Annotated in this window: 22 protein-coding genes; 14 read left to right on the plus strand and 8 right to left on the minus strand. The window is 67.4% G+C overall.

Going from position 1 to position 25,210, the window contains the following annotated elements; translation table 11 throughout:
- Positions 1-21: 21 nt before the first annotated feature.
- Complete coding sequence (locus FBR43_RS08815; protein ID WP_136942803.1) at positions 22-1,932, minus strand: M61 family metallopeptidase; 1,911 nt, start codon at positions 1,930-1,932, stop codon at positions 22-24.
- 269 nt (positions 1,933-2,201) lie between these two features.
- Here FBR43_RS08815 and mdh point away from each other — a divergent pair, with 269 nt between their 5' ends.
- The 9 genes from mdh (at position 2,202) to FBR43_RS08855 (ending at position 11,497) form a co-directional block, all read left to right on the plus strand.
- Complete coding sequence (gene mdh / locus FBR43_RS08820; RefSeq protein ID WP_136942804.1) at positions 2,202-3,164, plus strand: malate dehydrogenase; 963 nt, start codon at positions 2,202-2,204, stop codon at positions 3,162-3,164.
- Positions 3,134-3,754: a hypothetical protein gene (locus FBR43_RS08825; RefSeq protein ID WP_136942805.1), complete on the plus strand. Its 621-nt coding sequence runs from the start codon at positions 3,134-3,136 to the stop codon at positions 3,752-3,754. The genes mdh and FBR43_RS08825 overlap by 31 nt, the downstream gene beginning before the upstream one ends.
- 2 nt (positions 3,755-3,756) lie before the next feature.
- Positions 3,757-4,641, plus strand: coding sequence for a succinate--CoA ligase subunit alpha (gene sucD / locus FBR43_RS08830; protein WP_136942806.1), 885 nt, complete (start codon positions 3,757-3,759; stop codon positions 4,639-4,641).
- An 88-nt stretch (positions 4,642-4,729) separates the two neighbouring features.
- Positions 4,730-7,696, plus strand: coding sequence for a 2-oxoglutarate dehydrogenase E1 component (locus FBR43_RS08835; RefSeq protein ID WP_136942807.1), 2,967 nt, complete (start codon positions 4,730-4,732; stop codon positions 7,694-7,696).
- 30 nt (positions 7,697-7,726) lie between these two features.
- The gene (odhB, locus tag FBR43_RS08840; RefSeq protein ID WP_136942808.1) at positions 7,727-8,995 is read left to right on the plus strand and encodes a 2-oxoglutarate dehydrogenase complex dihydrolipoyllysine-residue succinyltransferase; all 1,269 of its coding nucleotides are present in this window, start codon (positions 7,727-7,729) and stop codon (positions 8,993-8,995) included.
- Positions 8,995-9,189, plus strand: a complete 195-nt coding sequence (locus tag FBR43_RS16165; protein ID WP_169542556.1) for a hypothetical protein — start codon at positions 8,995-8,997, stop codon at positions 9,187-9,189. The genes odhB and FBR43_RS16165 overlap by 1 nt, the downstream gene beginning before the upstream one ends.
- The gene (gene lpdA, locus FBR43_RS08845; protein ID WP_136942809.1) at positions 9,182-10,573 is read left to right on the plus strand and encodes a dihydrolipoyl dehydrogenase; all 1,392 of its coding nucleotides are present in this window, start codon (positions 9,182-9,184) and stop codon (positions 10,571-10,573) included. The genes FBR43_RS16165 and lpdA overlap by 8 nt, the downstream gene beginning before the upstream one ends.
- Before the next feature lie 13 nt (positions 10,574-10,586).
- A complete protein-coding gene (locus FBR43_RS08850; protein WP_136942810.1) occupies positions 10,587-10,868 on the plus strand; it encodes a GCN5-related N-acetyltransferase in 282 nt (93 codons plus the stop codon).
- On the plus strand, positions 10,865-11,497 hold the full coding sequence (locus tag FBR43_RS08855) for a trimeric intracellular cation channel family protein (protein ID WP_136942811.1): 633 nt from the start codon (positions 10,865-10,867) through the stop codon (positions 11,495-11,497). Before FBR43_RS08850 ends, FBR43_RS08855 begins: the two co-directional genes overlap by 4 nt.
- 4 nt (positions 11,498-11,501) lie before the next feature.
- Here FBR43_RS08855 and FBR43_RS08860 read toward each other — a convergent pair whose 3' ends face one another.
- The 3 genes from FBR43_RS08860 to sppA are packed head-to-tail and all read right to left on the minus strand — an operon-like array spanning position 11,502 to position 14,654.
- On the minus strand, positions 11,502-12,182 hold the full coding sequence (locus tag FBR43_RS08860; protein ID WP_136942812.1) for a DUF2490 domain-containing protein: 681 nt from the start codon (positions 12,180-12,182) through the stop codon (positions 11,502-11,504).
- A 31-nt stretch (positions 12,183-12,213) separates the two neighbouring features.
- On the minus strand, positions 12,214-12,774 hold the full coding sequence (locus FBR43_RS08865; RefSeq protein WP_136942813.1) for a GNAT family N-acetyltransferase: 561 nt from the start codon (positions 12,772-12,774) through the stop codon (positions 12,214-12,216).
- Positions 12,771-14,654, minus strand: coding sequence for a signal peptide peptidase SppA (gene sppA, locus FBR43_RS08870; RefSeq protein WP_136942814.1), 1,884 nt, complete (start codon positions 14,652-14,654; stop codon positions 12,771-12,773). The genes FBR43_RS08865 and sppA overlap by 4 nt, the downstream gene beginning before the upstream one ends.
- Before the next feature lie 227 nt (positions 14,655-14,881).
- On the opposite strand from sppA, the gene groES reads away from it, so the two are divergent.
- From groES to FBR43_RS08895, 5 genes are all read left to right on the plus strand, one after another.
- Positions 14,882-15,172 carry a co-chaperone GroES gene (gene groES, locus FBR43_RS08875; protein WP_136942815.1) on the plus strand — a complete coding sequence of 97 codons (291 nt, stop codon included), beginning with the start codon at positions 14,882-14,884 and terminating at the stop codon, positions 15,170-15,172.
- A 51-nt stretch (positions 15,173-15,223) separates the two neighbouring features.
- A complete protein-coding gene (gene groL / locus FBR43_RS08880) occupies positions 15,224-16,867 on the plus strand; it encodes a chaperonin GroEL (protein ID WP_136942816.1) in 1,644 nt (547 codons plus the stop codon).
- Positions 16,868-17,000: 133 nt separating this feature from the next.
- Positions 17,001-18,608, plus strand: coding sequence for a DUF6311 domain-containing protein (locus FBR43_RS08885; protein WP_136942817.1), 1,608 nt, complete (start codon positions 17,001-17,003; stop codon positions 18,606-18,608).
- A 192-nt stretch (positions 18,609-18,800) separates the two neighbouring features.
- A complete protein-coding gene (locus FBR43_RS08890; protein WP_136942818.1) occupies positions 18,801-19,334 on the plus strand; it encodes a CarD family transcriptional regulator in 534 nt (177 codons plus the stop codon).
- Between the two features lie 74 nt (positions 19,335-19,408).
- Entirely contained in the window at positions 19,409-20,131 is a 723-nt protein-coding gene (locus FBR43_RS08895) for a head GIN domain-containing protein (protein ID WP_136942819.1), read from the plus strand.
- Here the strand turns inward: FBR43_RS08895 and FBR43_RS08900 are convergent.
- The 4 genes from FBR43_RS08900 to guaB are packed head-to-tail and all read right to left on the minus strand — an operon-like array spanning position 20,128 to position 25,148.
- A complete protein-coding gene (locus tag FBR43_RS08900) occupies positions 20,128-20,646 on the minus strand; it encodes a tetratricopeptide repeat protein (RefSeq protein WP_136942820.1) in 519 nt (172 codons plus the stop codon). The two genes, FBR43_RS08895 and FBR43_RS08900, sit on opposite strands and share 4 nt — an antisense overlap.
- 35 nt (positions 20,647-20,681) lie before the next feature.
- Positions 20,682-21,851: an RsmB/NOP family class I SAM-dependent RNA methyltransferase gene (locus FBR43_RS08905; RefSeq protein WP_136942821.1), complete on the minus strand. Its 1,170-nt coding sequence runs from the start codon at positions 21,849-21,851 to the stop codon at positions 20,682-20,684.
- Positions 21,848-23,680: a M61 family metallopeptidase gene (locus FBR43_RS08910; protein ID WP_249276515.1), complete on the minus strand. Its 1,833-nt coding sequence runs from the start codon at positions 23,678-23,680 to the stop codon at positions 21,848-21,850. Before FBR43_RS08910 ends, FBR43_RS08905 begins: the two co-directional genes overlap by 4 nt.
- 10 nt (positions 23,681-23,690) lie before the next feature.
- Positions 23,691-25,148 (minus strand): IMP dehydrogenase, encoded by a 1,458-nt coding sequence (gene guaB, locus FBR43_RS08915; protein ID WP_136942822.1) that lies wholly within the window; start codon positions 25,146-25,148, stop codon positions 23,691-23,693.
- Positions 25,149-25,210 lie beyond the last annotated feature (62 nt).

Here is a 25,210-nt window from a genome sequence, read left to right on the forward strand (position 1 = left end):
ATGGCGCCGCCGGCCCGCGCTTCAGCGCGGTGCCAGCAGACGATCGAGGCCACCCTCTCCGGTGCCGATCTTTTCGAGGCGCGGATAGCGCAGCCCTTCGCGATAGTCGATGGCGACTTCGCGATAGGTCTCGCCTTCCTGCACCATCAGCCGCACCGGCGCCCTGCCCCCCTTGGCGGCGGTGATCGCGGCCTTCATCCGCGTATGCGAATATTCGGCGCCGTTGACCGAGACAATGCGCGTGGCGACGTCGATGCGCTCGGCGAAGGCCGGACCGTTCCAGCGCACGCCGGCCACTTCGCCGTCGCTCGTGACCACCAGTCCGAGCGAATAGGTGAGGTCGAGCGCGCCCGACGCCTCGTTCGCCTTGACGTGCGGCGCCGGTTCCTCGGTATAGACAAGGCGATAGCCGTTGGCGGTGAAGCCCGCGAGCGGCGCACGCTCGTTCACTTCCCATACGCGGCTGCGCAGATGCGCGGCCCAGTCGAAAGGCTGGATGCGGTTGAGCGTTTCGACAACATCGTCGAAATCATAGGTCAGCACGCCCCAGTCGCCGTCGTAGACGCCGAAGAACGCGCGCGCGAAATCGTCCATCGAGCGGCGACCGCCCGAAAGCTCGCGCAGCTTGGCGTCGACTTCAAGCCAGACGAGCAGGCCTTCGTTGTAATAGTCCTCGCTGCGCTGCCAGCTCACCCAGCCCTTGGGGCGGCGCGCCGAGATGATCGGGTCGTTGGTCGTGTCGATCAGCGGGCGCCATTCGCGGCCGGTGCGCGCATCGAGCGAGGCGGCAATGCCAGCGAGTTGGTCGAGCGTCGTCGCCTTGTCGACGATGCCCGAACGCGCCTGGAGCACATAGCCCCAGAACTGCGTCTGCCCCTCATAGACCCACAGCATCGAGTTGCGCATCGGCGTGGCGAAATCGGCGGTGTAGAGATCGGCGCCGCGGCGGTACTTGCCGTTCCAGCTGTGCACCAGCTCGTGCGGCAGCAGGTTGCGACTGCCCGGCCCCTTGGCCCACTCGGTGAAATAGCCCGGCCGTACGCCGTTCTCCGAACTGCGATGATGTTCGAGGCCGATGCCGCCCATTGTGTCGGTGATCGCAAGCAGGAACTCGTAGCGGTCGTAATGCTGCGCGCCGAACAGCTTGACCGCCTGGTCGACGAGCCGCTGGTGCGCTGCGATCTGCTCGGGCGTAGCGGCCAATTCTTCGGGCGTGTCGGCGAAGACGTTGAGGTCGACGCGGTCGGACAGCTTGAACTCGCGATAATGACGACCCGCGAACACCGGCGAGTCCTGCAGCGTCTCATAGTCGGTGCGCTGGTAGCGGTACGTCGCACCCTGCTTCGTGGCGGGCAGGCCCGACACCGCGGTCCAGCCGGCGGGATAGGTGACGCTCGCCTCGATCGGGATCTGCCGCGTGAAATATCCAGCCGGATAGAGGCTCACCATCTCGAACTGGAGATTCATCATGTCGGGCGTGACGACGATACGACCCTGATCGGGCGCGGTCGCCGACAGGAACTGGAAGCCGACGTCGAGCTGGCGCACGCCCTGCGGCACGTCGACATGGAAGGCGTAGACATTGGCGGGATCGCGCAGCCAGCGCAGCTCGCGACCGCCGGCCTTGATGCTGAGGCCGGCCAGCTTCTCGATCTCCCCGCGCGGGCCGTGCTTGCCCGGCAGCCATTCGGGCATCAGCAGCGTCATGCGGCCCGCCTCGGCGACGGGGATGGTCTGCTTGACGCGGAAGATGCCGCGCGCGGTATCGGTCGCGTCGACCTCGAGCCGGATGACGCCGCCGGGATAAGGCACGTCGCGCGGTGCGGGGATGTTTTGCTCGACGGGGATGGGCTGCGCCTGCGTGTTGCGCACCTGTGCCGAGGCACTGGTGGCGGCGAGCAGCATGGCGATCAACGCGGTACGACGGTACATGCAAGGTGACTTTCGCGACGGGAGGAGCGGATTGCGCGGTATAAAGCGTGAGCGACCCGACAGGTAAAGCGTTGAGCCGGATGTTTTTGCCAACCACCACTCGCGCGAAACACCGAACGGCCTTATTGCACATTGTTCGCAAGTGCAAAGATAGTCACAAGCAGTGGCTTTTGCCGGTTGCCCCCGAGGCGCAATCGGGCTAGGCGCTCCCGCAATCGCGGCCATGGCTGCGCCGCGGCTTCATTCCCTATCCCGGTTCAGGAGGTTCCATGGCCCGCAAGAAGATCGCGCTGATCGGCGCCGGCATGATCGGCGGCACGCTCGCCCATCTCGCCGCCGCGAAGGAACTCGGCGACATCGTGCTGTTCGACGTGGCCGAGGGGATGCCCGCCGGCAAGGCGCTCGACCTCGCGCAGTCGGGCCCCGTCGAGGGCTTCGATGCCAGCCTTAAGGGCACCAACGACTATGCCGACATCGCCGGCGCCGACGTTTGCATCGTCACCGCCGGCATTCCGCGCAAGCCAGGCATGAGCCGCGACGATCTGCTCAAGACCAATCTGGGCGTGATGAAGGCCGTGGGCGAAGGTATCGCGCAGCACGCGCCCGATGCGTTCGTCATCTGCATCACCAATCCGCTCGATGCGATGGTGTGGGCACTGCGCGAGTTTTCGGGTCTGCCGCATCAGAAGGTCGTCGGCATGGCCGGCGTGCTCGACAGCGCGCGCTTCCGCCACTTCCTCGCCGAGGAGTTCGGCGTCTCGGTCGAGGACGTCACCGCCTTCGTGCTCGGCGGTCATGGCGACACGATGGTGCCGGTCATCGAATATTCGACCGTCGCGGGCATCCCCGTTCCCGACCTCATCAAGATGGGCTGGTCGACGCAGGAGCGCATCGACGCGATCGTCCAGCGCACGCGCTCGGGCGGCGGCGAGATCGTGGGGCTGCTCAAGACTGGCAGCGCCTATTACGCGCCCGCCACCTCGGCGATCGCGATGGCCGAGAGCTATCTCAAGGACAAGAAGCGCCTGCTGCCCTGCGCGGCGCATCTGACCGGGCAATATGGCGTCGACGACCTGTATGTCGGCGTGCCGATCGTCATCGGCGCCAACGGCGTCGAGAAGGTGGTCGAGATCGCGCTCAACGACGATGCGAAGGCCAATTTCGACGTGTCGGTCGATGCGGTTAAGGAGCTGGTTGCGGCATGCAAGGGCATCGAGCCTTCGCTGGCCTGACGCTGGCGCTGGCGCTTACCGGCGCCGCGACCGCGCAGACGCCGCCCGCGCCCTACCCGGCGCGCGCGGTGCTCGACGCATTCCGCGCAGCATGCGGCGAGCTCGGCTCGGTCGAAAGCGCGGCGAAGCGCGCCGCAGCGGCGGGCTGGGCGCCGGTTTCGGATCGCGACGCCACGCCGCTCGGCCGCGTGATCGCACTGGGCGAGGCGAGCGCCACGCAACTGCTCGCCAAGGAAGGCGGCCGCATGGCGCCGACGCGCCTGCTGACACGCACGATCGACGGCGAAGCGCTGCACCTGCTGCTCACCGGCGTGTCGCTTCAGGGAACGCGTGTCGTCGGCTGCCGGTTGTACGATGTCGGCGAGACGCGGGCGCTGCCGCCTGGCGAGATGAGCGCGTGGCTCGGCCGCGAACCGATCGATACCGTCATGCGGGGCGGCATGGTGCAGACGGTGTGGGAGCCGGGCCTTTCGCCCGCGCAGGAGACGGTCGAACTTTTCTTCGTGCGCGGCACCGATGCCGTCACGGCAAATACGCAGGTCGCGGGCATCGCGCTCAAGGCCGACCAGATGGGCAAGGAACAGGATTAGGCATGAGCATTCTCGTCGACAGCAACACGCGCGTCATCGTGCAGGGGATGACGGGCGCCACCGGCACCTTCCACACCGAGCAGGCGCTTGCCTATGGCACGCAGATGGTCGGCGGCGTCACGCCGGGCAAGGGCGGATCGACGCATATCGGCCTGCCGGTGTTCGATACCGTGGCCGAAGCCGTCGAGCGGACGCAGGCGACCGCCAGCGTCATCTATGTGCCGCCGCCCTTCGCCGCCGATTCGATCCTCGAGGCGATCGATGCCGAAGTGCCGCTGATCGTCGCGATCACCGAGGGCATTCCGGTGCTCGACATGGTCAAGGTCAAGCGCGCGCTGTCGGGCTCGAAGTCGCGGCTGATCGGCCCCAACTGCCCCGGCGTGCTGACGCCGGGCGAATGCAAGATCGGCATCATGCCGGGCAGCATCTTCTCCAAAGGGTCGGTCGGCGTCGTCAGCCGCTCGGGCACGCTCACCTATGAAGCGGTGTTCCAGACGACCAATGCCGGGCTCGGCCAGACCACCGCGGTCGGCATCGGCGGCGATCCGGTGAACGGCACCAACTTCATCGACGTGCTCGAGCTGTTCCTGGCCGACGATGCGACCGAAAGCATCATCATGATCGGCGAGATCGGTGGCGATGCCGAGGAGCAGGCCGCGCAGTTCCTGATCGACGAGGCCAAGCGCGGCCGCAAGAAGCCGATGGCGGGCTTCATCGCGGGCCGCACCGCGCCTCCGGGCCGGCGCATGGGCCATGCCGGCGCGATCGTCTCGGGTGGCAAGGGCGATGCCGAGAGCAAGATCGCGGCGATGGAGGAAGCGGGCATCAAGGTTTCGGCCAGCCCCAGCCTGCTCGGCGAGACGCTGGTGGAAGTGCTGAAGGGCTGATCGGATCGGCTGCCCGCGCCATGCGCGGGCGGCCATGCCGCGAAGCGCGGCGCGTTGCTTGTCCGGACGACCGGGATCGAGGTGTGGCATGGGTTACGAAGGTCAGGATTTCTCGGACATCGCGGGCGGCGTGAGCCCCGCCTTCGTCGATGCGATGTATGCGCGCTTCAAGGCCGATGCCGCGAGCATCGAGCCCGGCTGGCGCGCCTTCTTCGAAGGCCTCGAGAACACCGCCACCGGCCCGAGCTGGGCGCGCGACAACTGGCCGCTCAAGGACACCGACGCGCTGACCGCCGCGCTCGACCCTACGCAGATGGAGCCCGCGCCGCGGGCGCCCAAGGGCGGCACGCCGGCGCCGAAGCCGGCTGCCCCTGCCCCGTCGACCGCCGACATCCAGCGCGCGGCCAATGATTCGATCCGCGCGATGATGCTCATCCGCACCTATCGCGTGCGCGGGCACCTCGCCGCCAATCTCGATCCGCTCGGCCTTTCGCAGCGCGAGATGCCCGAGGATCTCAAGACCGAGTATCACGGCTTCGACGACAGCGAGATCGACCGGCCGGTGTTCCTGGGCGGCGCGCTCGGCCTCGAGCAAGCGACGATCCGCGAGCTCGTCGACATCCTGCGCCGAAACTACTGCGGCAATGTCGGCCTCGAATATATGCACATCGCCGATGTCGAGGAGCGCCGCTTCCTGCAGGAGCGCATGGAAGGCCGCGACAAGGCGATCGAATTCACGCCCGAGGGCAAGAAGGCCATCCTCTCGAAGGTCATCGAGGCCGAGCAGTGGGAGAAGTTCCTGGGCCGCAAATATGTCGGCACCAAGCGGTTCGGGCTCGACGGCGGCGAAGCGATGATTCCGGCGCTCGAAGCCGTCATCAAATATGGCGGCGCGATGGGCGTGCGCGAGATCGTCTACGGCATGGCGCATCGCGGGCGGTTGAATGTGCTCGCCAACGTGATGGCGAAGCCGACGCGCGTCATCTTCCACGAATTCGCCGGCGGATCGGCCAATCCCGACGCGATCGGCGGATCGGGCGACGTGAAATATCACCTCGGCACCTCGACCGATCGCGCGTTCGACGGGATCAGCGTGCATATGTCGCTGGTCGCCAACCCCAGCCATCTTGAGGCGGTGAACCCCGTGGTGCTCGGCAAGGTGCGCGCGCAGCAGACCTTCCATTCGGATCTCGAGCGGCATGAGAAGGTGCTGCCGGTGCTGATCCACGGCGACGCGGCGTTTGCGGGCCAGGGCATCGTGTGGGAATGCCTCGGCTTCTCGGGCATACGCGGCTACAATACCGGCGGCTGCATCCACTTCGTCATCAACAACCAGATCGGCTTCACCACCAGCCCGCAATTCGCGCGCTCGTCGCCCTATCCCAGCGATGTCGCCAAGGGTGTGCAGGCGCCGATCTTCCACGTTAACGGCGACGATCCCGAAGCCGTCACCTATGCGTGCAAGATGGCGATCGAGTTCCGCCAGAAGTTCGGCCGCGATATCGTGATCGACATGTGGTGCTATCGCCGCTTTGGCCACAACGAAGGCGACGAGCCGAGCTTCACGCAGCCGCTGATGTACAAGGCGATCCGCCAGCATCCGCCGGTGAGCGAAGTCTATGCGACGCGCCTGCGCGACCAGAAGGTGATCGACGGCGAATTCGTTACCGGTCATGTGAAGAAGGTCACCGACGAGCTCGAGGAATCGTTCGAGGCGGCCAAAAGCTACAAGCCCAACAAGGTCGACTGGTTCGCCGGCCGCTGGTCGGGTCTGCATGTTCCCGCCGACGAGGAGACCGCGCGCCGCGGCGTCGAGACAGGGATCGAGCCCAAGCTGTTCGATTCGCTCGGCCGCACGCTCACCGACGTTCCCGAGGGGCTCGCGATCCACAAGACACTGGGCCGTGTGCTCGACGCCAAGGGCCAGATGTTCAAGTCGGGTGAGGGTTTCGACTGGGCGACCGGCGAGGCGCTGGCGTTCGGCTCGCTGCTCTCCGAAGGCTATGGCGTGCGCCTGTCAGGCCAGGATTCGGGGCGCGGCACGTTCAGCCAGCGCCATGCGGTGTGGGTCGACCAGGAGAACGAGCGCCGCTACGTGCCGCTCGCCGACATCCGCCACGGCCGCTTCGAGGTGCTCGACAGCCCGCTCTCCGAATATGGCGTGCTCGGCTTCGAATATGGCTTCGCGCTTGCCGATCCGAAGACGCTGGTGCTGTGGGAAGCGCAGTTCGGCGACTTCATGAACGGCGCGCAGATCATGATCGACCAGTTCATCGCGAGTGGTGAGGCCAAGTGGCTGCGCGCCAACGGCCTCGTGATGCTGCTGCCGCACGGCTATGAGGGGCAAGGCCCCGAGCATTCGTCGGCGCGCGTCGAGCGGTTCCTGCAATTGTGCGCGCAGGACAATATGCAGGTGGCGAACTGCACCACGCCGGCCAATTATTTCCACCTGCTGCGCCGGCAGATGCACCGCAACTTCCGCAAGCCGCTGGTGGTTTTCACGCCCAAGTCGCTGCTGCGCCACAAGCTGGCGACCTCGAAGGCGGCGGACTTCCAGGGATCGACGCATTTCATGCGCATCCTCTCGGACACCAACGGTGCACCTGATGCCGAGACGAAGCGGCTGGTGCTGTGCTCGGGCAAGGTCGCCTATGACCTCATCGAAGCGCGCGACGCCGTCGGCGACCGCCATACGCAGGTCGTCCGGATCGAGCAGCTCTACCCCTTCCCTGGCGAGCCGCTGGCAGTGCGCATGCGCCGGATGCCCGCGCTCGAGGAAGTGGTCTGGGCGCAGGAGGAACCCAAGAACAACGGCGCGTGGTTCTTCGTCGAGCCGCTGATCGAGGAAGCGCTCGCTGCCGCCGGTGCGCCCGTTTCGCGCGCACGCTATGCCGGCCGCGCGGCGTCGGCCTCGCCCGCCACGGGCCTGATGAAGCGGCACCAGGCCGAACAGGGCGCACTGATCGCCGACGCGCTGGGCCACAACGTGCGCGAGGAAATCCGCCGCGCGCGCAAGACCGAGGATGATCGCACTGCCGGCAAGTCGGCCTCGTGATCGTCGCGTATCCATAAAGGACCAATAACCATGGCCACCGAAATCCTCGTGCCCACGCTGGGCGAATCGATCACTGAAGCGACGCTGGGCGAATGGCTCAAGCAGCCGGGCGACCGCGTCGAGGCCGACGAGCCCGTCGCGAGCCTCGAGACCGACAAGGTATCGGTCGAAGTGCCTGCCCCGGCGGCCGGCGTGATGGGCGCGCATGGCGTAAACGTCGGCGATACCGTTAATGTCGGCGCGGTGATCGGCGCGATCGAGGCGGGTGACGGCGCGCCGGCGGCGAAGGCTGATGCACCCGCGCCGCAGCAGGCGGCACCCGCCCCTGCCCCTACGCCGCCCGAAGCCGGGCAGCAGGCGCCGGCATCGCCCGCCGGGGAACCGTCGTCGAATGTCGAGGCAGCGGCACTATCGCCTTCGGTACGTCGCGCGATCCTCGAGCACGGCGTCGATCCCGCCAACATCAAAGGCACAGGCAAGGACGGCCGCATCACCAAGGACGATGTGGTCGCCGCTGCGTCGAACAAGGCCAGCACGCCGGCATCGCCACCCGCCGCTCCCGCGCCTACCGCGCAGGCTGCAAGCGCGCCCACCGGCAATCGCGGCGAGGAGCGCGTGCGCATGACGCGCCTGCGCCAGACCATCGCCAAGCGGCTGAAGGAAGCGCAGGATACCGCGGCGCTCCTCACCACCTTCAATGACGTCGACATGACGGCGGTCATCGAAGCCCGGACCAAGTACAAGGACCTGTTCGAGAAGAAGCACGGCGTGCGGCTAGGCTTCATGGGCTTCTTCGTGAAGGCCGCGTGCCAGGCGCTGCGCGACATCCCCTCGGTCAACGCGCAGATCGACGGCGACGAGATCGTCTATCACGATTATGCCGACATCTCGGTTGCGGTATCGGCGCCGCAGGGCCTGGTGGTGCCGGTGATCCGCAACGCCGATGCGATGTCGGTCGCCGAGGTCGAGAAGACGATCGGCGACTTCGGCAAGCGCGCCAAGGACGGCACGCTCAAGATGGACGAGATGAAGGGCGGCACCTTCACCATCTCGAACGGCGGCGTATTCGGCTCGCTGATGTCGACGCCGATCATCAACCCGCCGCAGTCGGCGGTGCTCGGCCTCCACCGTATCGAGGACCGCCCCGTGGTGCGCGACGGCCAGGTCGTGGTGCGCCCGATGATGTATCTGGCGCTCAGCTACGACCACCGCCTGATCGACGGCCGCGAGGCGGTGACGTTCCTCGTCGCGCTCAAGAACGCGATCGAGGACCCGACGCGCCTGCTGATCGATCTGTAATGGCTCGTGTATTCCACCTTTGCTTGGTTCTGGCGATCATCGCCGCGATGCTTTGGTGGAGCGAGTTGGTTCAAGCGATCGGACCTTTGGCAGCCTATATCGTAACAGGCGCGCTGGTTCTTATCTTTGGCTGGGAAGTGAAGCGCGCATTGCGTTCGAGGCTCTCGCCTCACCAGGAGCAGACTAATGGCTGAATACGACTTCGACGTTCTGGTGATCGGTGCCGGCCCCGGCGGCTATGTCGCGGCGATCCGCGCGGCGCAGCTGGGCCTGCGCGTCGCGTGCGCCGAAGCCCGCGAGACACTGGGCGGCACCTGCCTCAATGTCGGCTGCATCCCCTCGAAGGCGATGCTGCACGCGTCGGAATATTATGACGCCGCCGCCAACGGCGCGATGGCGAAGATGGGCATCAAGGTCACGCCCGAGCTCGATCTCGAAGCGATGCACGCGCAGCGGCTCGATGCGGTGAAGGGGCTGACCGGCGGCATCGAGTTCCTGTTCAAGAAGAACAAGGTCGAGTGGCTGAAGGGCCGCGCCAGCTTCGTCGACGCGACGACGGTGCAGGTGGGCGAGCGCACCGTAACCGCCAAGGACATCGTCATCGCCACCGGATCGTCGGTGACGCCGCTGCCCGGCGTCGAGGTCGACCAGAAGGTCGTCGTCGATTCGACCGGTGCGCTCGAACTGCCGCGCGTGCCGGGCCATCTCGTCGTCATCGGTGGCGGTGTCATCGGGCTCGAGATGGGCAGCATCTGGCGCCGCCTGGGTGCCAAGGTGACGGTGATCGAATATCTCGACCAGATCCTCCCCGGCTTCGACGGCGACGTCCGCAAGGAATCGCTCAAGCTGTTCAAGAAGCAGGGCATCGAGTTCCGCACCGGCACCAAGGTGACAGGCGTCACCGTCAGCGGCAACAAGGCCAGCGTCACCGTCGAACCGGCCAAGGGTGGCGAGGCCGAGACGATCGAAGCCGACAATGTGCTCGTCGCGATCGGTCGCCGTCCGAACACCGATGGCCTGAACCTCGAAGCGGCCGGCCTCACGGTCAACCAGCGCGGCCAGATCGAGATCGACCACGACTTCGCCACCAAGGTCGACGGCATCTGGGCAATCGGCGACGTGGTGCCCGGCCCAATGCTGGCGCACAAGGCCGAGGACGAGGGCATCGCGGTGGCGGAGAACATCGCCGGCCATACCGGAATCGTCAATCACGACCTCATTCCGAGCGTCGTCTACACGCTGCCCGAGATTGCCGGCGTCGGCCTGACCGAGGAAGCGGCCAAGGAGAAGGGTGCGGTCAAGGTCGGCAAGTTCCCGATGGCGGGCAACAGCCGCGCCAAGACCAATCACGAGCCCGACGGCTTCGTGAAGATCATCTCCGACGCCGAAAGCGACCGCGTGCTGGGCGTCTGGATCATTACCTCGGTCGCCGGCACGATGATCGCGCAGGCGACGCAGGCGATGGAGTTCGGCGCGACGAGCGAGGACATCGCCTATACCTGCCACGCACACCCGACGCATTCGGAAGCGCTGAAGGAAGCGGCGATGGGCGTGCGCGGCAAGCCGATCCATATCTGACGATCGCGCTTCGATGGAGGCGCGATGGCTCGACCTCACGCGCCGCACGCTGCCCGGCCTTGCCCAAGAGCGTGGCTGGCCGGTGACGGCCGATCACTGCTTCCAGCGCATCCTGCTCGATGCGGCGTGCGGGGGCTGCTGGTACGACCATGTCGAAGGCCGGCCGGCCTATGCGCGTGCCGACGCTGCACTGCTCGCGCGCGCGGTGGCGCTGGCCGAAGGAGCGATCACTGGCGAGGTCGACCTGCACGCGCTCAACCGACGCTCGATCGCGTGGCGAAAGGCGCGGCGATGACACCCGACGCCCCCTTCGCGATCGGTCCGCTGCTGCCGTGGCTCGACTGGTTCGGCATCGCGATGTTCGCCGCTTCGGGTGCGATCGCGGCGGCGCGTGCACAGCAGACCTTCGTCACCGCGGCCTTCTTCGCGCTCATCACCGGCGTGGGCGGCGGGACGGTGCGCGACCTCCTGATCGATGCGCCGGTCTTCTGGGTGCACGATCCCGCCATCGCGGCGATCTGCCTCGGCGCAGCGCTGGTAATCTGGGTCACGCCCGAGCGCTGGTGGGCGGGGCGCGGGCTCGACTGGCTCGATGCCGTGGGGCTGGCCGCCTATGCGGTGTTCGGCGCGGCGAAAGCGCTGGGCTACGGCATTCCGCCGCTCGTCGCGATCGTGATGGGCATCGTCACGGCATGCGTCGGCGGCATCATCCGCGACGTGCTGGCGGGCGAGCCATCGATCCTGATGCGGCCCGAACTTTATGTCACCGCCGCCGCGCTTTCATCGGCGCTGTTCGTGGTGCTGCGCCTGGTCGACATGCCGAGCTTCATCGCTGCCACTATCGCCGCGCTGGCAGGCTTCGCGCTGCGCGCCGCGGCGATCGCGCTGCGTCTCCGCCTGCCCGCCTATCGCGGCAAGCGTTAGCGCGTCACAGCGCGTAGAACAGCGTGGCATTGAGGACGTGATTGGTGCGGTCCTCGCCGCGGCGGAACACGCGTTGGTTGAGGTAGCCTGGCTCGATGCGCAGCCGCCGCGCCACCGGCAGCCCGACGCCGACGAAGGTCCGCCACTGGTCGATCCCGGCGCGCGCGCCCCAATCGGTGCCGTTGAGGTTGAAGAAACCCTCGGTGATCGCGATCGCCTGTACGGCGCCACCCTGCGCGATCGGCAACTGCCCGCGGACGAACTGGCGCAGCCGCCAACCGGTTTCTCCCGCACCTTCGATCATCCGCTGCTCGAGGCGCGTACGGCTGATAAGCAGCGGCCGGCCGCCGGCGTCGCGCAGCAGCGGCACCTGCACCTGTTGCCACAACCGGTGCTCGTTCGAGGCCACGCCGTTCTCGGGCGTGGTGCGGATGAAGGCATAGCCGGCAAGCGCGGTCGAATCGGGTGCGAAGCGGATGCCGGCGGCGGGGCGCAGAATGACCTGCCCGGTGCGCGATACGTCGTCGGTCACGCGCCACTGGCCTTCGAGCCATACATACAGGTCGCCTCGCACCGCGCCCTGCGCCACGGCGGCACCCCAGCCCTGCACGTCCTCGTCGGCGTGGGCAGGCGCAGCCGCGAGCGTTGCGGCAACCGCCGCCATCGTCATCGTCCAGTTTTGCATGGGGGCCTGTCTAGCGACGCAGCCCAATCGTTCAATCCCGAACGACCCCCACTGCGCTGAACGGCCGCACCGCAGGCGGCGGCACCGCGCTGTCGTTGAGCTCGCGCTGCCAGAAGCCGACGTCGATCCAGCGACCGAACTTGAAGCCGATCTCGCGATACACCCCCGCGCGCCGGAAGCCGACCTGCTCGTGCAGCGTGATCGAGGCGTCGTTGGGCAGCGTGATGACACCGATCGCCTGCGTGAAGCCCTGCGCGCGCAGCGTGTCGAGCAGCGCCTCGTACAGCAGCCGGCCGACGCCGCGCCGCTGCGCGTCACCGGCCAGATAGATCGACGTCTCGACGGTCCATGCATAGGCCGGACGATCGCGGAAGCGGCCGCCATAGGCATAGCCGAGCACGCCGCCCTCGTCGGCGCCGTTGGTCGCGACGAGCCACGGGTACTGCCCGTCGCTCGCGGCCATGCGGCTGCGCATCGCGCGGGCATCGGGCGCGTCGGTCTCGAAGCTGACGGTGCCCGACATGACGAAGGGCGCATAGATCGCCGCTATAGCCGCGGCGTCGCCCGGCTCGGCAGCACGGATTGCGATCATGGCAGGCTGCGCTCGATCAGATAGCGCGCGATGCGGGCATCGGCGGCGCTGCCCGCCGCCGGTCCGAACGCCTGGCACTCGACGCAGCGTGCCTGCAAAGCCGGACCGGCCGCCAGACGCCGCGCATCGCCAATCGCCTGCGCGAACAGTCCACGCCGCTCGGCCGCGAGACGCGCGAAGATGTCGCGCCCGGCAGTGTCCGACGATTCGTCGTTCTCCGACGCTGCGAGCATCTCGGCGACCCGCGCCGCGAAGCTTGGCGGCTTTTCCAGATAGAGCGGCCGCACCGTTTGCGGATCGAGCTGCGCGCGGCGCGCGGCCTCGGCGATCGCGTCCTCGATGCCGCCGAAACGATCGACCAGCCCCAGCTGGCGCGCGGTGCCGCCCGCCCAGACGCGGCCCTGCGCGACCTGATCGACACGCGCCACGGGCATCTTCCGCGATTGCGACACGACGCTTAGGAAGCGGCGATAATTGTTCTCGACATTGCTCTGAAGGATCGTGTCGACCGCCGCATTGGTGCCGCTGAACAGATCGGGCTGCCCCGATAGCGGCGTCGTGCGCACGCCATCGGCGCCGACACCGATCTTCTCGAGCGTCCCCTCGAAGGTGGGAAGGATGCCGAACACGCCGATCGAGCCGGTGATCGTCTCGGGCTCGGCGAAGATGACGTCGCCCGGCGTCGAGACCCAATAGCCGCCCGACGCCGCGAGCGACCCCATCGATACGACGACAGGAATGCCGCGTCCCTTGGCAGCGAGAATGGCCTGGCGGATCTTCTCTGACGCCAGCACCGACCCACCCGGCGAGTCGACGCGGACGACGAGCGCCTTCAGGTCCTGTTCGGCGAGCCCCTTGTAGAGAAGGTCGGAGAGCGTATCGCCCGCCGCGGTGCCGGGGCCGGCCTCGCCATCGACGATCTCGCCCGCCACGGTCAGGATGCCGATCGCATCGCCGCTCGTAGGCAGCGGGTTCGCGGCCAGCCAGTTCTTCATCGTGATCGTCTTGAAGCTGCCGGCGGGCTTGTTGGCTTCGGCGCCTGCGAGTTCGGCGACACGCTGGCCGAAGGCGGTACGATCGCCGAGCTTGTCGACGAGACCGCCGCGCAGATTGGCCTGCGCGATGTCGCCGCCCGCCGCCGTCACGATCTGCGCGGGCTGCGCAAGAAACGCGCGCACCTGCGCCTTGGGCCGCGCGCGCGCCACTTCCTCCTGCCAGCGCGCGAGCAGCGTGCCGTAGAGCGCGCGATCGGCCTCGGCAGATTCGGGTGACTGGTCGTTGCGCAGGAAAGGCTCGACAGCCGCCTTGTAGGTGCCGACGCGGTAGATGTGTGCGTTGACGCCCAGCCGGTCGATCAGGCCCTTGTAATAAAGCCGCGTACCGCCGGGGCCCGAAAAGAGCGCGCCGCCGAACGGATCGACCCACACCTCGCTGGCATTGGCCGCGATAAGATAGCTGTCGTCGGTGTAGGCCGTGGCGAAGGCGAGCACGGGCTTGCCCGCCGCGCGCACGCGGCCGACGGCATCGGCAACGGTGCTGACCGCCGCGGGATAGCCCCCGAGAAAACGGTCCATGTCGATGACGACGGCCTTGACGCGGGCATCGGTGCGCGCGGCATCGAGCGCGCGTACCACGTCGCGCAGCCGGTGCTGCTGCACAACCTCGCCGCCGGCAAGGCTGGCAAAGGGGTCGCTCTGCTCGGGCTGCTCGACCAGCGAGCCGGCAAGGTCGATGACCAGCGCGCCGTCGGTGATCGCCGCGGCATTGGGTCGCGCTGAGAGCGCTGCGAACAGCAGCCCGAAGAACAGCAGCATCGCGAGCAGCACGAGGCCGTCCTTGATGCCGACCAGCAATTTCCACGTGCCCCGTACCAGCTTCACGTCACGGCTCCCATATTCATCCCATCGCGCTACAGGATGCACTGGTGCGAGTAAACGGCCCGTATTGCCCCGCTAATACAGGCATTGGGTCGGTTCGACTTTTTCGATGGAACTTTTGGCCGCGAGCCCCTTGACGGTGCCGCGCCACCTTCACATATCCCGGCTGCTGGCACTCGCCTTGGGTGAGTGCTAACGCCACCATCATTCTATGCAAAGGGATAGCGCGCATGAACTTTCGTCCGCTGCATGACCGCGTGCTCGTTCGCCGCGTCGAGGCCGAGGAAAAGACCGCCGGGGGCATCATCATCCCCGATACCGCCAAGGAAAAGCCGCAGGAAGGCGAAGTCGTCGCTGCCGGCGCCGGCGCCAAGAACGACAAGGGCGAGGTTTCCGCGCTCGACGTCAAGGCAGGCGACCGCATCCTGTTCGGCAAGTGGTCGGGCACCGAGGTCAAGGTGAACGGCGAGGACCTGCTCATCATGAAGGAAAGCGACATCCTCGGCATCGTCGAGGCCTGATCCCTTCCGCACGCAACGCATCCACATTCCTCAGACTGAAAGGGTAGCCACATGGCAGCCAAGGACGTGAAATTCAGCCGCGACGCGCGCGAGCGCATTCTGCGCGGTGTCGACATCCTCGCCGACGCGGTGAAGGTGACGCTCGGGCCGAAGGGCCGCAACGTCGTGATCGACAAGAGCTTCGGCGCGCCGCGCATCACCAAGGACGGCGTCACCGTCGCCAAGGAGATCGAGCTCAAGGACAAGTTCGAGAACATGGGCGCGCAGATGGTGCGCGAAGTGGCCTCGAAGACCAACGACGTCGCCGGCGACGGCACGACGACCGCCACGGTGCTCGCCCAGGCGATCGTCCGCGAGGGCATGAAGTCGGTCGCGGCCGGTATGAACCCGATGGACCTGAAGCGCGGCATCGACCTTGCGGTCGAGAAGGTCGTCGAGGACGTGAAGGGCCGTTCGAAGCCGGTTTCGGGTTCGTCCGAAGTCGCGCAGGTCGGCATCATCTCGGCCAATGGCGACCGTGAAGTCGGCGAGAAGATCGCCGAGGCGATGGAAAAGGTCGGCAAGGAAGGCGTCATCACCGTCGAGGAGGCCAAGGGCCTCGAGTTCGAGCTCGATGTCGTCGAGGGCATGCAGTTCGACCGCGGCTATCTGTCGCCCTATTTCATCACCAACCCCGAGAAGATGTCGGTCGAGCTGGCCGATCCCTACATCCTCATCCACGAGAAGAAGCTGTCGAACCTCCAGTCGATGCTGCCGATTCTCGAAGCCGTGGTGCAGAGCGGCCGTCCGCTGCTCATCATCGCCGAGGACATCGAGGGCGAGGCGCTCGCCACGCTGGTGGTGAACAAGCTGCGCGGCGGCCTCAAGGTCGCTGCCGTCAAGGCACCGGGCTTCGGCGACCGCCGCAAGGCGATGCTCGAGGACATCGCCGTCCTGACCAAGGGCGAAGTCGTCAGCGAGGATCTGGGCATCAAGCTCGAGACCGTGACGCTCGGCATGCTCGGCACCGCCAAGCGCGTGACCATCGACAAGGACAACACCATCATCGTCGATGGTGCGGGCGATGCCGATGCGATCAAGGGCCGCACCGAAGCGATCCGTCAGCAGATCGAAGTCACGACGTCGGACTATGACCGCGAGAAGCTGCAGGAGCGGCTGGCCAAGCTTGCGGGCGGCGTTGCCGTCATCAAGGTCGGCGGCGCCACCGAGGTCGAGGTCAAGGAGCGCAAGGACCGTGTCGACGACGCACTGCACGCCACGCGCGCTGCGGTCGAGGAAGGCATCGTCCCCGGTGGTGGTACGGCGCTGCTGTACGCGACCAAGGCTCTCGAAGGGCTGACGGGCGCGAACGAAGACCAGACGCGCGGCGTCGACATCGTACGCAAGTCGCTCACCGCGCTGGTGCGCCAGATCGCGAGCAATGCGGGCCATGACGGCGCGGTCGTGTCGGGCAAGCTGCTCGACCAGAGCGACACGTCGTTCGGCTTCAACGCATCGACCGACACGTACGAGAACCTCGTCTCGGCCGGCGTGATCGACCCCACCAAGGTCGTTCGTACCGCGCTCCAGAACGCGGCATCGGTCGCGGGCTTGCTCATCACCACCGAAGCCACGGTGGCCGAGCTGCCTGACGACAAGCCCGCCATGGCCGGCGGCGGCGGCATGCCCGGCGGCATGGGCGGTATGGACTTCTGATCCGGCGTCGGGGGTCGAACCCCGGCACACCGCAAGCAGAAGGAGGGCCGGGGAGCGATCCCCGGCCCTTTTTGCGTTGGTGGTTCGCAAGGTTAACGCTCTTGTAGCACCGATACGCGCATGGTCGCGGCTGATGCCCGCCCTCGCCCGCGCCTGCCTGCAACTCGCCGCTTTCGCGCTGCTGCCGCTGGCGCTGTATTTCGCACTGTTCCACCCCGCGACGCTCGATCCGGGCAATGTCGCGTGGCTGATCTACGGCACCGACAACGGCCAGAACGCGCTGGGCTTCCATGCCTGGCTCGCCGAGCCGCACAAGGGATGGTGGCCCGCCACCACGCTGCTCAACGCGCCCGACGGCGTGTCGATGCTGTTCACTGACGCCAATCCTCTGCTCGCGCTCATCGTCGCGCCGCTGGCGCCGTGGCTGCCGCACGATTTCCAGCTTGTCGGCCCGTGGATCCTCGCCTGTCTGATGCTGCACAGCCTGTTCGCCTGGGCGCTGCTGCGCGATCACGCGCCGTCGCCGATCGCGCTATGGCTGGGCGTCGCGATGTTCCTGCTGCTGCCGACGCTCGCCAACCGCTTCGTCCACGCCAATCTGACGGCGCACTGGCTGATCCTGTGGGGGCTGTGGCTGTTCCTCGACGCGCGGCGCGCGGGCGACCTGCGCTGGTGGGCGGCGCTGATGTTCGTCGCGGCGATGGTGCACAATTATCTGCTGCTGATGGTCGCAGCGATCTGGGCGAGCGCGATGCTCGAACGCTTCGCCGCCAGCGATGGCCGCGCGCGCACCAGGCTCGCCGCGGGGTCGCTTGCCATCCTGGGCGCGGTGACGGCGATCGCGCTGCTGCACGGCGCCGGTGAGCGGTTCGAGATCACGCGCTCCTACGGCGCGTTCGCGATGAGCCTCGATGCGCTGTGGAACCCGGCCAATCCTGACTATTCGGCGTTCCTGCCTGCGACCCCGCAGCGGCAGGGGCGCGGGATGGAGGGGTTCCAGTATCTGGGCGCCGGGCTGATGCCGCTGCTCGCCGCCGCCGCCGCGATCCGCTTCGCCAGGCGCGATCCTTCGAGCGATCTTGTGCGACTGGCGTGGCTCGCGCCGGCGCTCGCCGTGCTGACCGCGCTGGCACTCACGCCGTCGCTCGATTTCGCCGGCCAGCCCGTCGCGCGGCTCGGCTATCCCGAATGGGCGGCGCGCGCGCTCGATACGGTGCGCGCCTCGGGCCGGTTGTTCTGGCCCGTCGCCTATGTGCTCGTGCTGCTCGCGGTACGCATGGCCTATCGCCTGAGCGCCGAGCGCGCGGCGTTGCTGCTAGGCGCGTGCGCGGCGATTCAGATTGCCGACCTGTCGGGCATGTTCGCGGCGATCCGGCGCGAGAGCATCGGCGCGGCCGATGGTCGAACCTATCGCCGCACTCCCTCGTCCGACTGGCAGGCGGCGATCGCGCGCGCGCGCTACGTGACCTTCGTGCCGGCCGACGCCAATCGCGATCTTCCGCTGTTCCAGGAAATCGCCTGGCGCGCGACCGGTGCCGGCGTGCCCGTGCGGCTCACCTATGCCGCGCGCACCGGGACGGCCACTGCCCAAAGACTGGCGCGCGAGGATACCGATTTCGCGGCCGGCAGGCTCGAACCCGATCGTCTCTACATCCTGCTGCCGGGCACGCAGGTTCCAGCGGCAGCGCGCGCGCGCCTGACGCAGATCGACGGCGTTCGGGTCCTGCTTCCGCTACGCTAACGCCGCCGCCATCGACACAGCGCGACACTGGTAATTTTGTTACGAGTGTGTTAAATGGCGGTAACGGAGACGAGAATCGCTCCGCGCCCTCGGAGACGCACGCGCTTGACCCTGCATGTGCCCGCCAGACCCGCCGGTCCGGTCGCCGCCATGCCATAACGGTCAAGCTTTCACGGAAAGGTTTCGATACATATGGCTGCCAAGGCGCTGTCTTTCGACGTCGGTGACTATGTCGTTTATCCCAAGCACGGTGTTGGCCGTGTGATCGAGCTGCAACGCCAGGAAATCGCGGGCATGCAGCTCGAGCTGTATGTGCTGCGTTTCGAGAAGGAGCGCATGACGCTGCGCGTACCCACCAACAAGGCCGAGAGCGTCGGCATGCGCAAGCTCTCGAGTGACAAGACTCTCCGCGAGGCGATGGATACGCTGACGGGCAAGCCGCGCGTCAAGCGCACCATGTGGTCGCGCCGCGCGCAGGAATATGAGGCGAAGATCAACTCGGGCGATCTGGTGTCGATCGCCGAAGTGGTGCGCGACCTGTTCCGCGCCGACGATCAGCCCGAGCAGAGCTATTCGGAACGCCAGATCTTTGAGGCGGCGGCCAGCCGCCTGGCGCGCGAGCTTGCCGCAATGGAGGAGATCGACGAGCCCAAGGCGCTCCAGAAGATCCTCGAGGTGCTCAACAAGGCTGCGGCGATCTACAACAAGGACAAGGTCGAGGCCTGACGCCCGACTAACCTGCTTGCGCTCCCTCGGCATGTGTATTAATGCAATAATACACATGCCGAGGGAGCCATCCGATGCGCCTGCTTTATTCCGCGATCGCACTCGCCGCCGCGCTGGCGGCCTGTTCGGGTAACGCCGCTCCCGATAGCGGCCCGCGCGAAACGCGCGCTTTCCAGCTTTCGGGTTTCGACAAGGTCGATCTGCGCGGCGCCGACGATGTGCGCGTGACGACGGGCGGCGCCTTCTCGGTTCGCGCCGAAGCACCGCGCGAGGTGCTCGACGCGCTTGAGATCGACGTGGTCGACGGCATTCTGCGCGTCTCGAGGAAGCGCGGCGAAGGCTGGAACTGGGGCAGCGGCAATCGCGGATCGGCGCTGGTGTCGGTGACGATGCCGGCTGCCACCGCGGCGTCGATCAGCGGCGCGGGCGACCTGACGCTCGATCGCGGCAGCGGCGACTTCGCCGGCACCGTCAGCGGATCGGGCGATCTGGCGATCGGCCGGATCGAGGGCGGCAATGTGCGCCTGTCGGTCTCGGGTTCGGGCGATATCGCGGCCGCCGGCAACGCGGCGAACCTTAACGCCACGGTATCGGGCGCGGGCACGATCCGCGCCGGCGAACTCATCGCGCGGAGCGGCGATGTGCGCGTGTCGGGGGCGGGCGACATCGTCGCGCGGATCGATGGCAACGTTGATGTGCGCCTCTCGGGCGTAGGCTCGGCCGATCTTGGACCGCAAAGCGTCTGCCGGACGCGCAAGAGTGGCGTCGGCGACGTCAAATGCGGGCGCAGCGTCTAGTTGCGGACAGGCGCGGTCGAAGCCGGCGGCGTCACGCTCTGCTGCGCCGTCGCGGTGACGGGCGGGCCCTTGGCGATGGCGGCGGCGAGCTGCGTCGCCGGGGCGCAGGCCTGGCTGCCGCATAGCGACTGAATCTTGGCGAGATTCTGCCGCGCGCGCGCCACGGCGCCCTTCTGCACCAGCGCTTCGCCCTGCCCGCGCAGTGCCGCCTGATCGTTGGGCTCGATCGTCAGCGCCTCGCGATAGAAGCGGATCGCCTTGCCCGGCAGATCCTGCGCGCGCGCCACCTCGGCCAGCACGGTCAGCGCCTCGCGGTTGCGCGGATCGACGACGAGCGCGGTCTCGAGCAGATCGTTGGCGCCCTTGAGGTTGCCCGCGTTGCGCGCCGCCTTGGCGCGCTCGACCAACGCGACCGAGCGCGCATCGATCTGGTCATCGGGCCGCTGGCCCTGCAACGAGGTCGAAAGGCTGAGCGCGGCAAGCGCGATCGCCACCGAAACGCTGGTTACCCGCATGAACGTCTCCAGAACCGGTACAGGCGTTGTTGCTATCATGACCGCTGCATCATCGCGACAAAAAAGCCGTCGGTCGAGTGGGCTGCGGGGGTAAGCCGCAATCCGGCGCGATGCGGCGTGCCCACGGGCAGGTCGATCGGCACCGCCCGCCAGCCAGCATGGCGCGCAAGAAACGCCTCGATCTGATCGGCGCCCTCGGCGTCGAGCAGCGAGCAGACGACGTGAACCAGCCGCCCGCCGGGTCGCACCAGCGCGGCCGCGACATCGAGCAGGCGCGCTTGCGTTGCCGTGAGCCTAGCAAGCCGCTCGGGCGTGAGGCGCCATCGCGCCTCGGGATTGCGCCGCCATGTGCCCGTGCCCGAGCAGGGCGCATCGACGAGCACCAGGTCGGCCGCATCGCGGCAATCCGCCAGCGCCTCGGCCTCGCGACCGGGATTGAGCAACCGCGTCCTGGCGATCGTCACGCCGGCGCGTTCGGCGCGCGGCGGCAAGCGCTGCAGCCGCGTGCGATCGGTATCGGCGGCGATCAGCGTGCCGCTGTTCTCCATCGCCGCCGCGAGCGCCAATGTCTTGCCGCCAGCCCCCGCGCACAGGTCGATGACATGTTCGCCAGGCCGGGCGGCACAGGCCAATGCAACCCATTGGCTGCCGGCATCCTGAACCTCGATGCGACCTTCGCGCCAGTCGTCGCTGGCTTCGATCTGCGTATCAGGAGGCAGGCGCAACGCATTGTTAAGAAAAGCGATCGGTTCGCCTTGTAGCGACAGCGGAACGGACTTGAGCACATTGCGGCGAATGTCGAACGGCGCACGATCGAGCAACGCGGCCTGCTCGTCGGCAGCAACGCCCGAATCAATCAGCAGTGCCGCAAGCCAATCGGGCGCGATCCCCGCAGCGGCGCGCGGCTCGCCCGTCGTCGCCGGCTGTGGGCCGTAAGGCGAACCATCGAACGCCTGCGCGATGGCATCATCGCGATCGGCGAGCGCCAGCATAGCCGCACGGCCGCTTGGCGGCACCTCGCCGCACAGCCTTATCGCGGCATAGACATGCTCGCGGATTGCACGCCGATCCTTCGATCCCGCATAGCGCCGCGTCGCGAACCAGCGCGCGATGATCGTGTCGGCCGCCGCCCCGCCCCCTCGCGCGGCCTCGATGATCGCGTCGAGCAGCTCGATCGCTGACTGGACGCGTGCGGCTGGCGTCATGGTGTCGGCAGCGCGCCGAGCCAGGCTGCGCGGAAGCTGCGCTGCGCCGGAGTGAGGCGCGTGCCCAGCGTCTCGGCGCGCACGATGCGGATCGTCGGATCGGCCGCCGCGGTCAGCGTCGCGCGCCGTTCGATTCCGCGCTGGACGAAGACGAGCTCGGCGCTACTGCCCGGTGCCATCGCTGCCACTGCCGCAGCCCACGCATCGGGCGTCGTGATCGGTGTATTGCCTAGCCGGAGGATGCGATCACCCTGCGTGATACCGGCAGCGTAGAGCGGCGTGCCCGGGGCGCTCAGCCCGTTGAGCCGTATGCCACCCTCGTCGGGCACCATCGTCACGTTGCCCACCCAGCCGCTGCGCGCCGGCGCGACCGCGAGCCCCGCCTGCGCGAGCAGCGGCGCCAGTTCGGGCAATTCGGTACCCTCGATGGTGCTGGCGAAAAACCGGTCGGCGAAGGCGCGGTCGCCGCTCACCGTTGCCAGCGCATTGCGCAGATCGGCGGTACGATAGGGCTTTTCGGGCCGGCCATGCATCTGCCACAGCCGGCGCATATAGGCATCGAGCGTCGTGTCGAAGCGGCCGCGCAGCTCGAGGTCGAGCAGCATCGCAATCGTCGCGCCGTAGATATAGTAGCTGGTGAAGATGTTGGTGTTGCGCGGGTCGATCGCGGTTGCGGCATCGTTGAACGGCGCGCGCAGGCTCATCTCGATCGGCGAGCCGTAGCGGCGGCCGGGGCCGTTGACCGTGCGATCGACGATGGCCGACATCTGCATCAGGAACGCATCGATATCGGCGATGCCCGCGCGGTGCACCGTGAGCGGGCCGTAATAGGTGGTGAAGCCCTCGGCGAACCACAAAGACGGCGTGGCATTGGCGCGCGTGAAGTCGAACGGCTCGAGCTCGGCGGGGCGCAGCCGCTCGACGTTCCAGGCATGGAAGAACTCATGTGAGAGCGTATCGATCTGTGCGAAACCGTCCTCGGCGAGCCCTGCCGTGTCGGTCAGCCAGGTCGAGTTGCGATGCTCCATGCCGTCGCCCGAGACATGCGGCAGATAGTCGGCGAGGAAGGTGTAGCTGCCATGATCGAAGTCGGGCACGTCACCGAAGACCGCGATCTGCTGCGCCACCACCTTCTTCGCCATTTCGGCGTAGCGATCGGCATCGGCGTCGCTGCCGCGGTGATGCAGCGCGATGCGGATCGTACGGTTGGTGCCGGCATCGTCCACCGGCCATTCGCGCACGACATGCGCACTCAGCTCGGCGGGACTGTCCATCAGATATTGCAGATTGGGCGCGGTAAAGCTGTTTTGTGCCTGTCCAGCAGGCAGTTGCGTCGCGATCTTCCAATCGGCAGCAAGGGGCGTGAAGCGCAGCTCGACCGGTCGAGCCTCGAAACCCTCGGCCCAAAGCAGCGTCGCGGGCATGTTGAGATGCGCGTGCGTCGCGTCAATCTGCGAATAGGTGCCGTCGGCGCGATCGGCGAACAAAGTATACGTAACGGTGACGGTGCCGTCATGCGCCGGGATCGTCCAGCCATAGGGGTCGCTCCGCTCGACGGTGAGCGCCCTGCCCGCGCCATCGACCGCGCGCACCGAATAGACGTTCTTCGCGAATTCGTGAATCGCGTAGCGGCCCGGCGACGAGCGCGACATGCGCACGCGCAGCGGGCCGACAGGCACGTCTGCGAAGGTGACGGCGATCTGCGCTTCGTGATGCACTGCGTTGTCGAAGCGCAGTTCGTAGCGCACCGGCGGCGGCGCGGCGGTCTGCGCCGAGGCGGCGAGCGGCGCGAGCGCCAGCGCGGAAATCAGCAGCAGCGTGCGCATCATCGGGTTGCCCTTATCGCGTTGGGTAGTTGGGCGCCTCGCGGGTGATCGTCACGTCGTGGACGTGGCTCTCGCGCAGGCCGGCATTGGTGATGCGCACGAACCGCGCCTTCTCGCGCAGTTCGGCGAGCGTCGCTGCACCCGTATAGCCCATTGCGGCCTTCACCCCGCCGACGAGCTGATGGATGACGTCGCGCGCCGGCCCCTTGTACGGCACTTGTCCCTCGATGCCTTCGGGCACGAGCTTCAGCTGGTCCTTGATGTCCTGCTGGAAATAGCGATCGGCCGAGCCGCGCGCCATGGCGCCCACGCTTCCCATGCCGCGATAGGATTTGTACGCACGTCCCTGATATAGAAAGGTTTCGCCCGGCGCTTCCTCGGTGCCTGCCAGCAGCGATCCGACCATAACGGTCGAAGCGCCGGCCGCCAGCGCCTTGGCGATATCGCCCGAGGTGCGGATGCCGCCATCGGCGATCACCGGCACGTCGGACTTCGCGGCCTCGCGCGCGGCGTCCATCACCGCGGTCAGCTGCGGCACGCCGACGCCCGCCACCACGCGCGTCGTGCAGATCGAGCCCGGTCCGATGCCGACCTTGATGCCATCGGCCCCCGCATCGATCAGCGCGCGCGTGGCCTCGCCCGTCGCCACATTGCCCGCGATCACCTGCACCGAGTTGGACAGCGCCTTCACGCGCGAGACGGCGCGCGCCACGTCGCGGTTGTGGCCATGCGCGGTGTCGATGACGATCAGGTCGCACTCGGCCTCGACCAATGCCTCGGTCCGGTCGAACCCCTTGTCGCCTACCGTCGTCGCCGCCGCCACGCACAGTCGGCCGGCGGCATCCTTGGTCGCCTCGGGGTAGAGCACCGCTTTCTCGATGTCCTTCACCGTGATGAGGCCCACGCAGTTATAGGCGTCGTCGACCACCAGCAGCTTTTCGATGCGGCGCTGATGCAGCAGGCGGCGCGCTTCCTCCTGCGTCACGCCGGCATGGACCGTGGCGAGGTTCTGGTGCGTCATCAGTTCGCGCACCGGCTGGTCGGCATGCTCGGCGAAGCGCACGTCGCGATTGGTGAGGATGCCCACCAGCCTGCCTGACGCCTCGACCACCGGGATGCCGCTGATCCGGTGGCGCTGCATCAAGGCGCGCGCCTCGGCGAGCGGCGCGTCGGGGGCGATGGTGATGGGGTTCACCACCATGCCGCTTTCGAAGCGCTTGACCTGGCGCACCGCTGCGACCTGTTCCTCGACCGTGAGGTTACGGTGCAGAACGCCGATGCCGCCCAGCTGCGCCATGGCGATCGCCATGTCGGCTTCGGTGACGGTATCCATCGCCGACGACAGGATGGGTATGTTGAGGCTGAGCGCGCGCGACACGCGCGTGCGCGCATCGGCCTGGCTTGGCAGCACTTCGGATTCGCCCGGATAGAGCAGGACGTCGTCGAAGGTGAGGCCGAGGGGAATGTCCATGGGAGCTGCCGAATCCGTGCGCTGATGGGATTGGCGGCCCATCTAATCGCGTAACCCGACGC

This window comes from Sphingomonas baiyangensis (assembly GCF_005144715.1).
Taxonomy (GTDB): domain Bacteria; phylum Pseudomonadota; class Alphaproteobacteria; order Sphingomonadales; family Sphingomonadaceae; genus Sphingomonas; species Sphingomonas baiyangensis.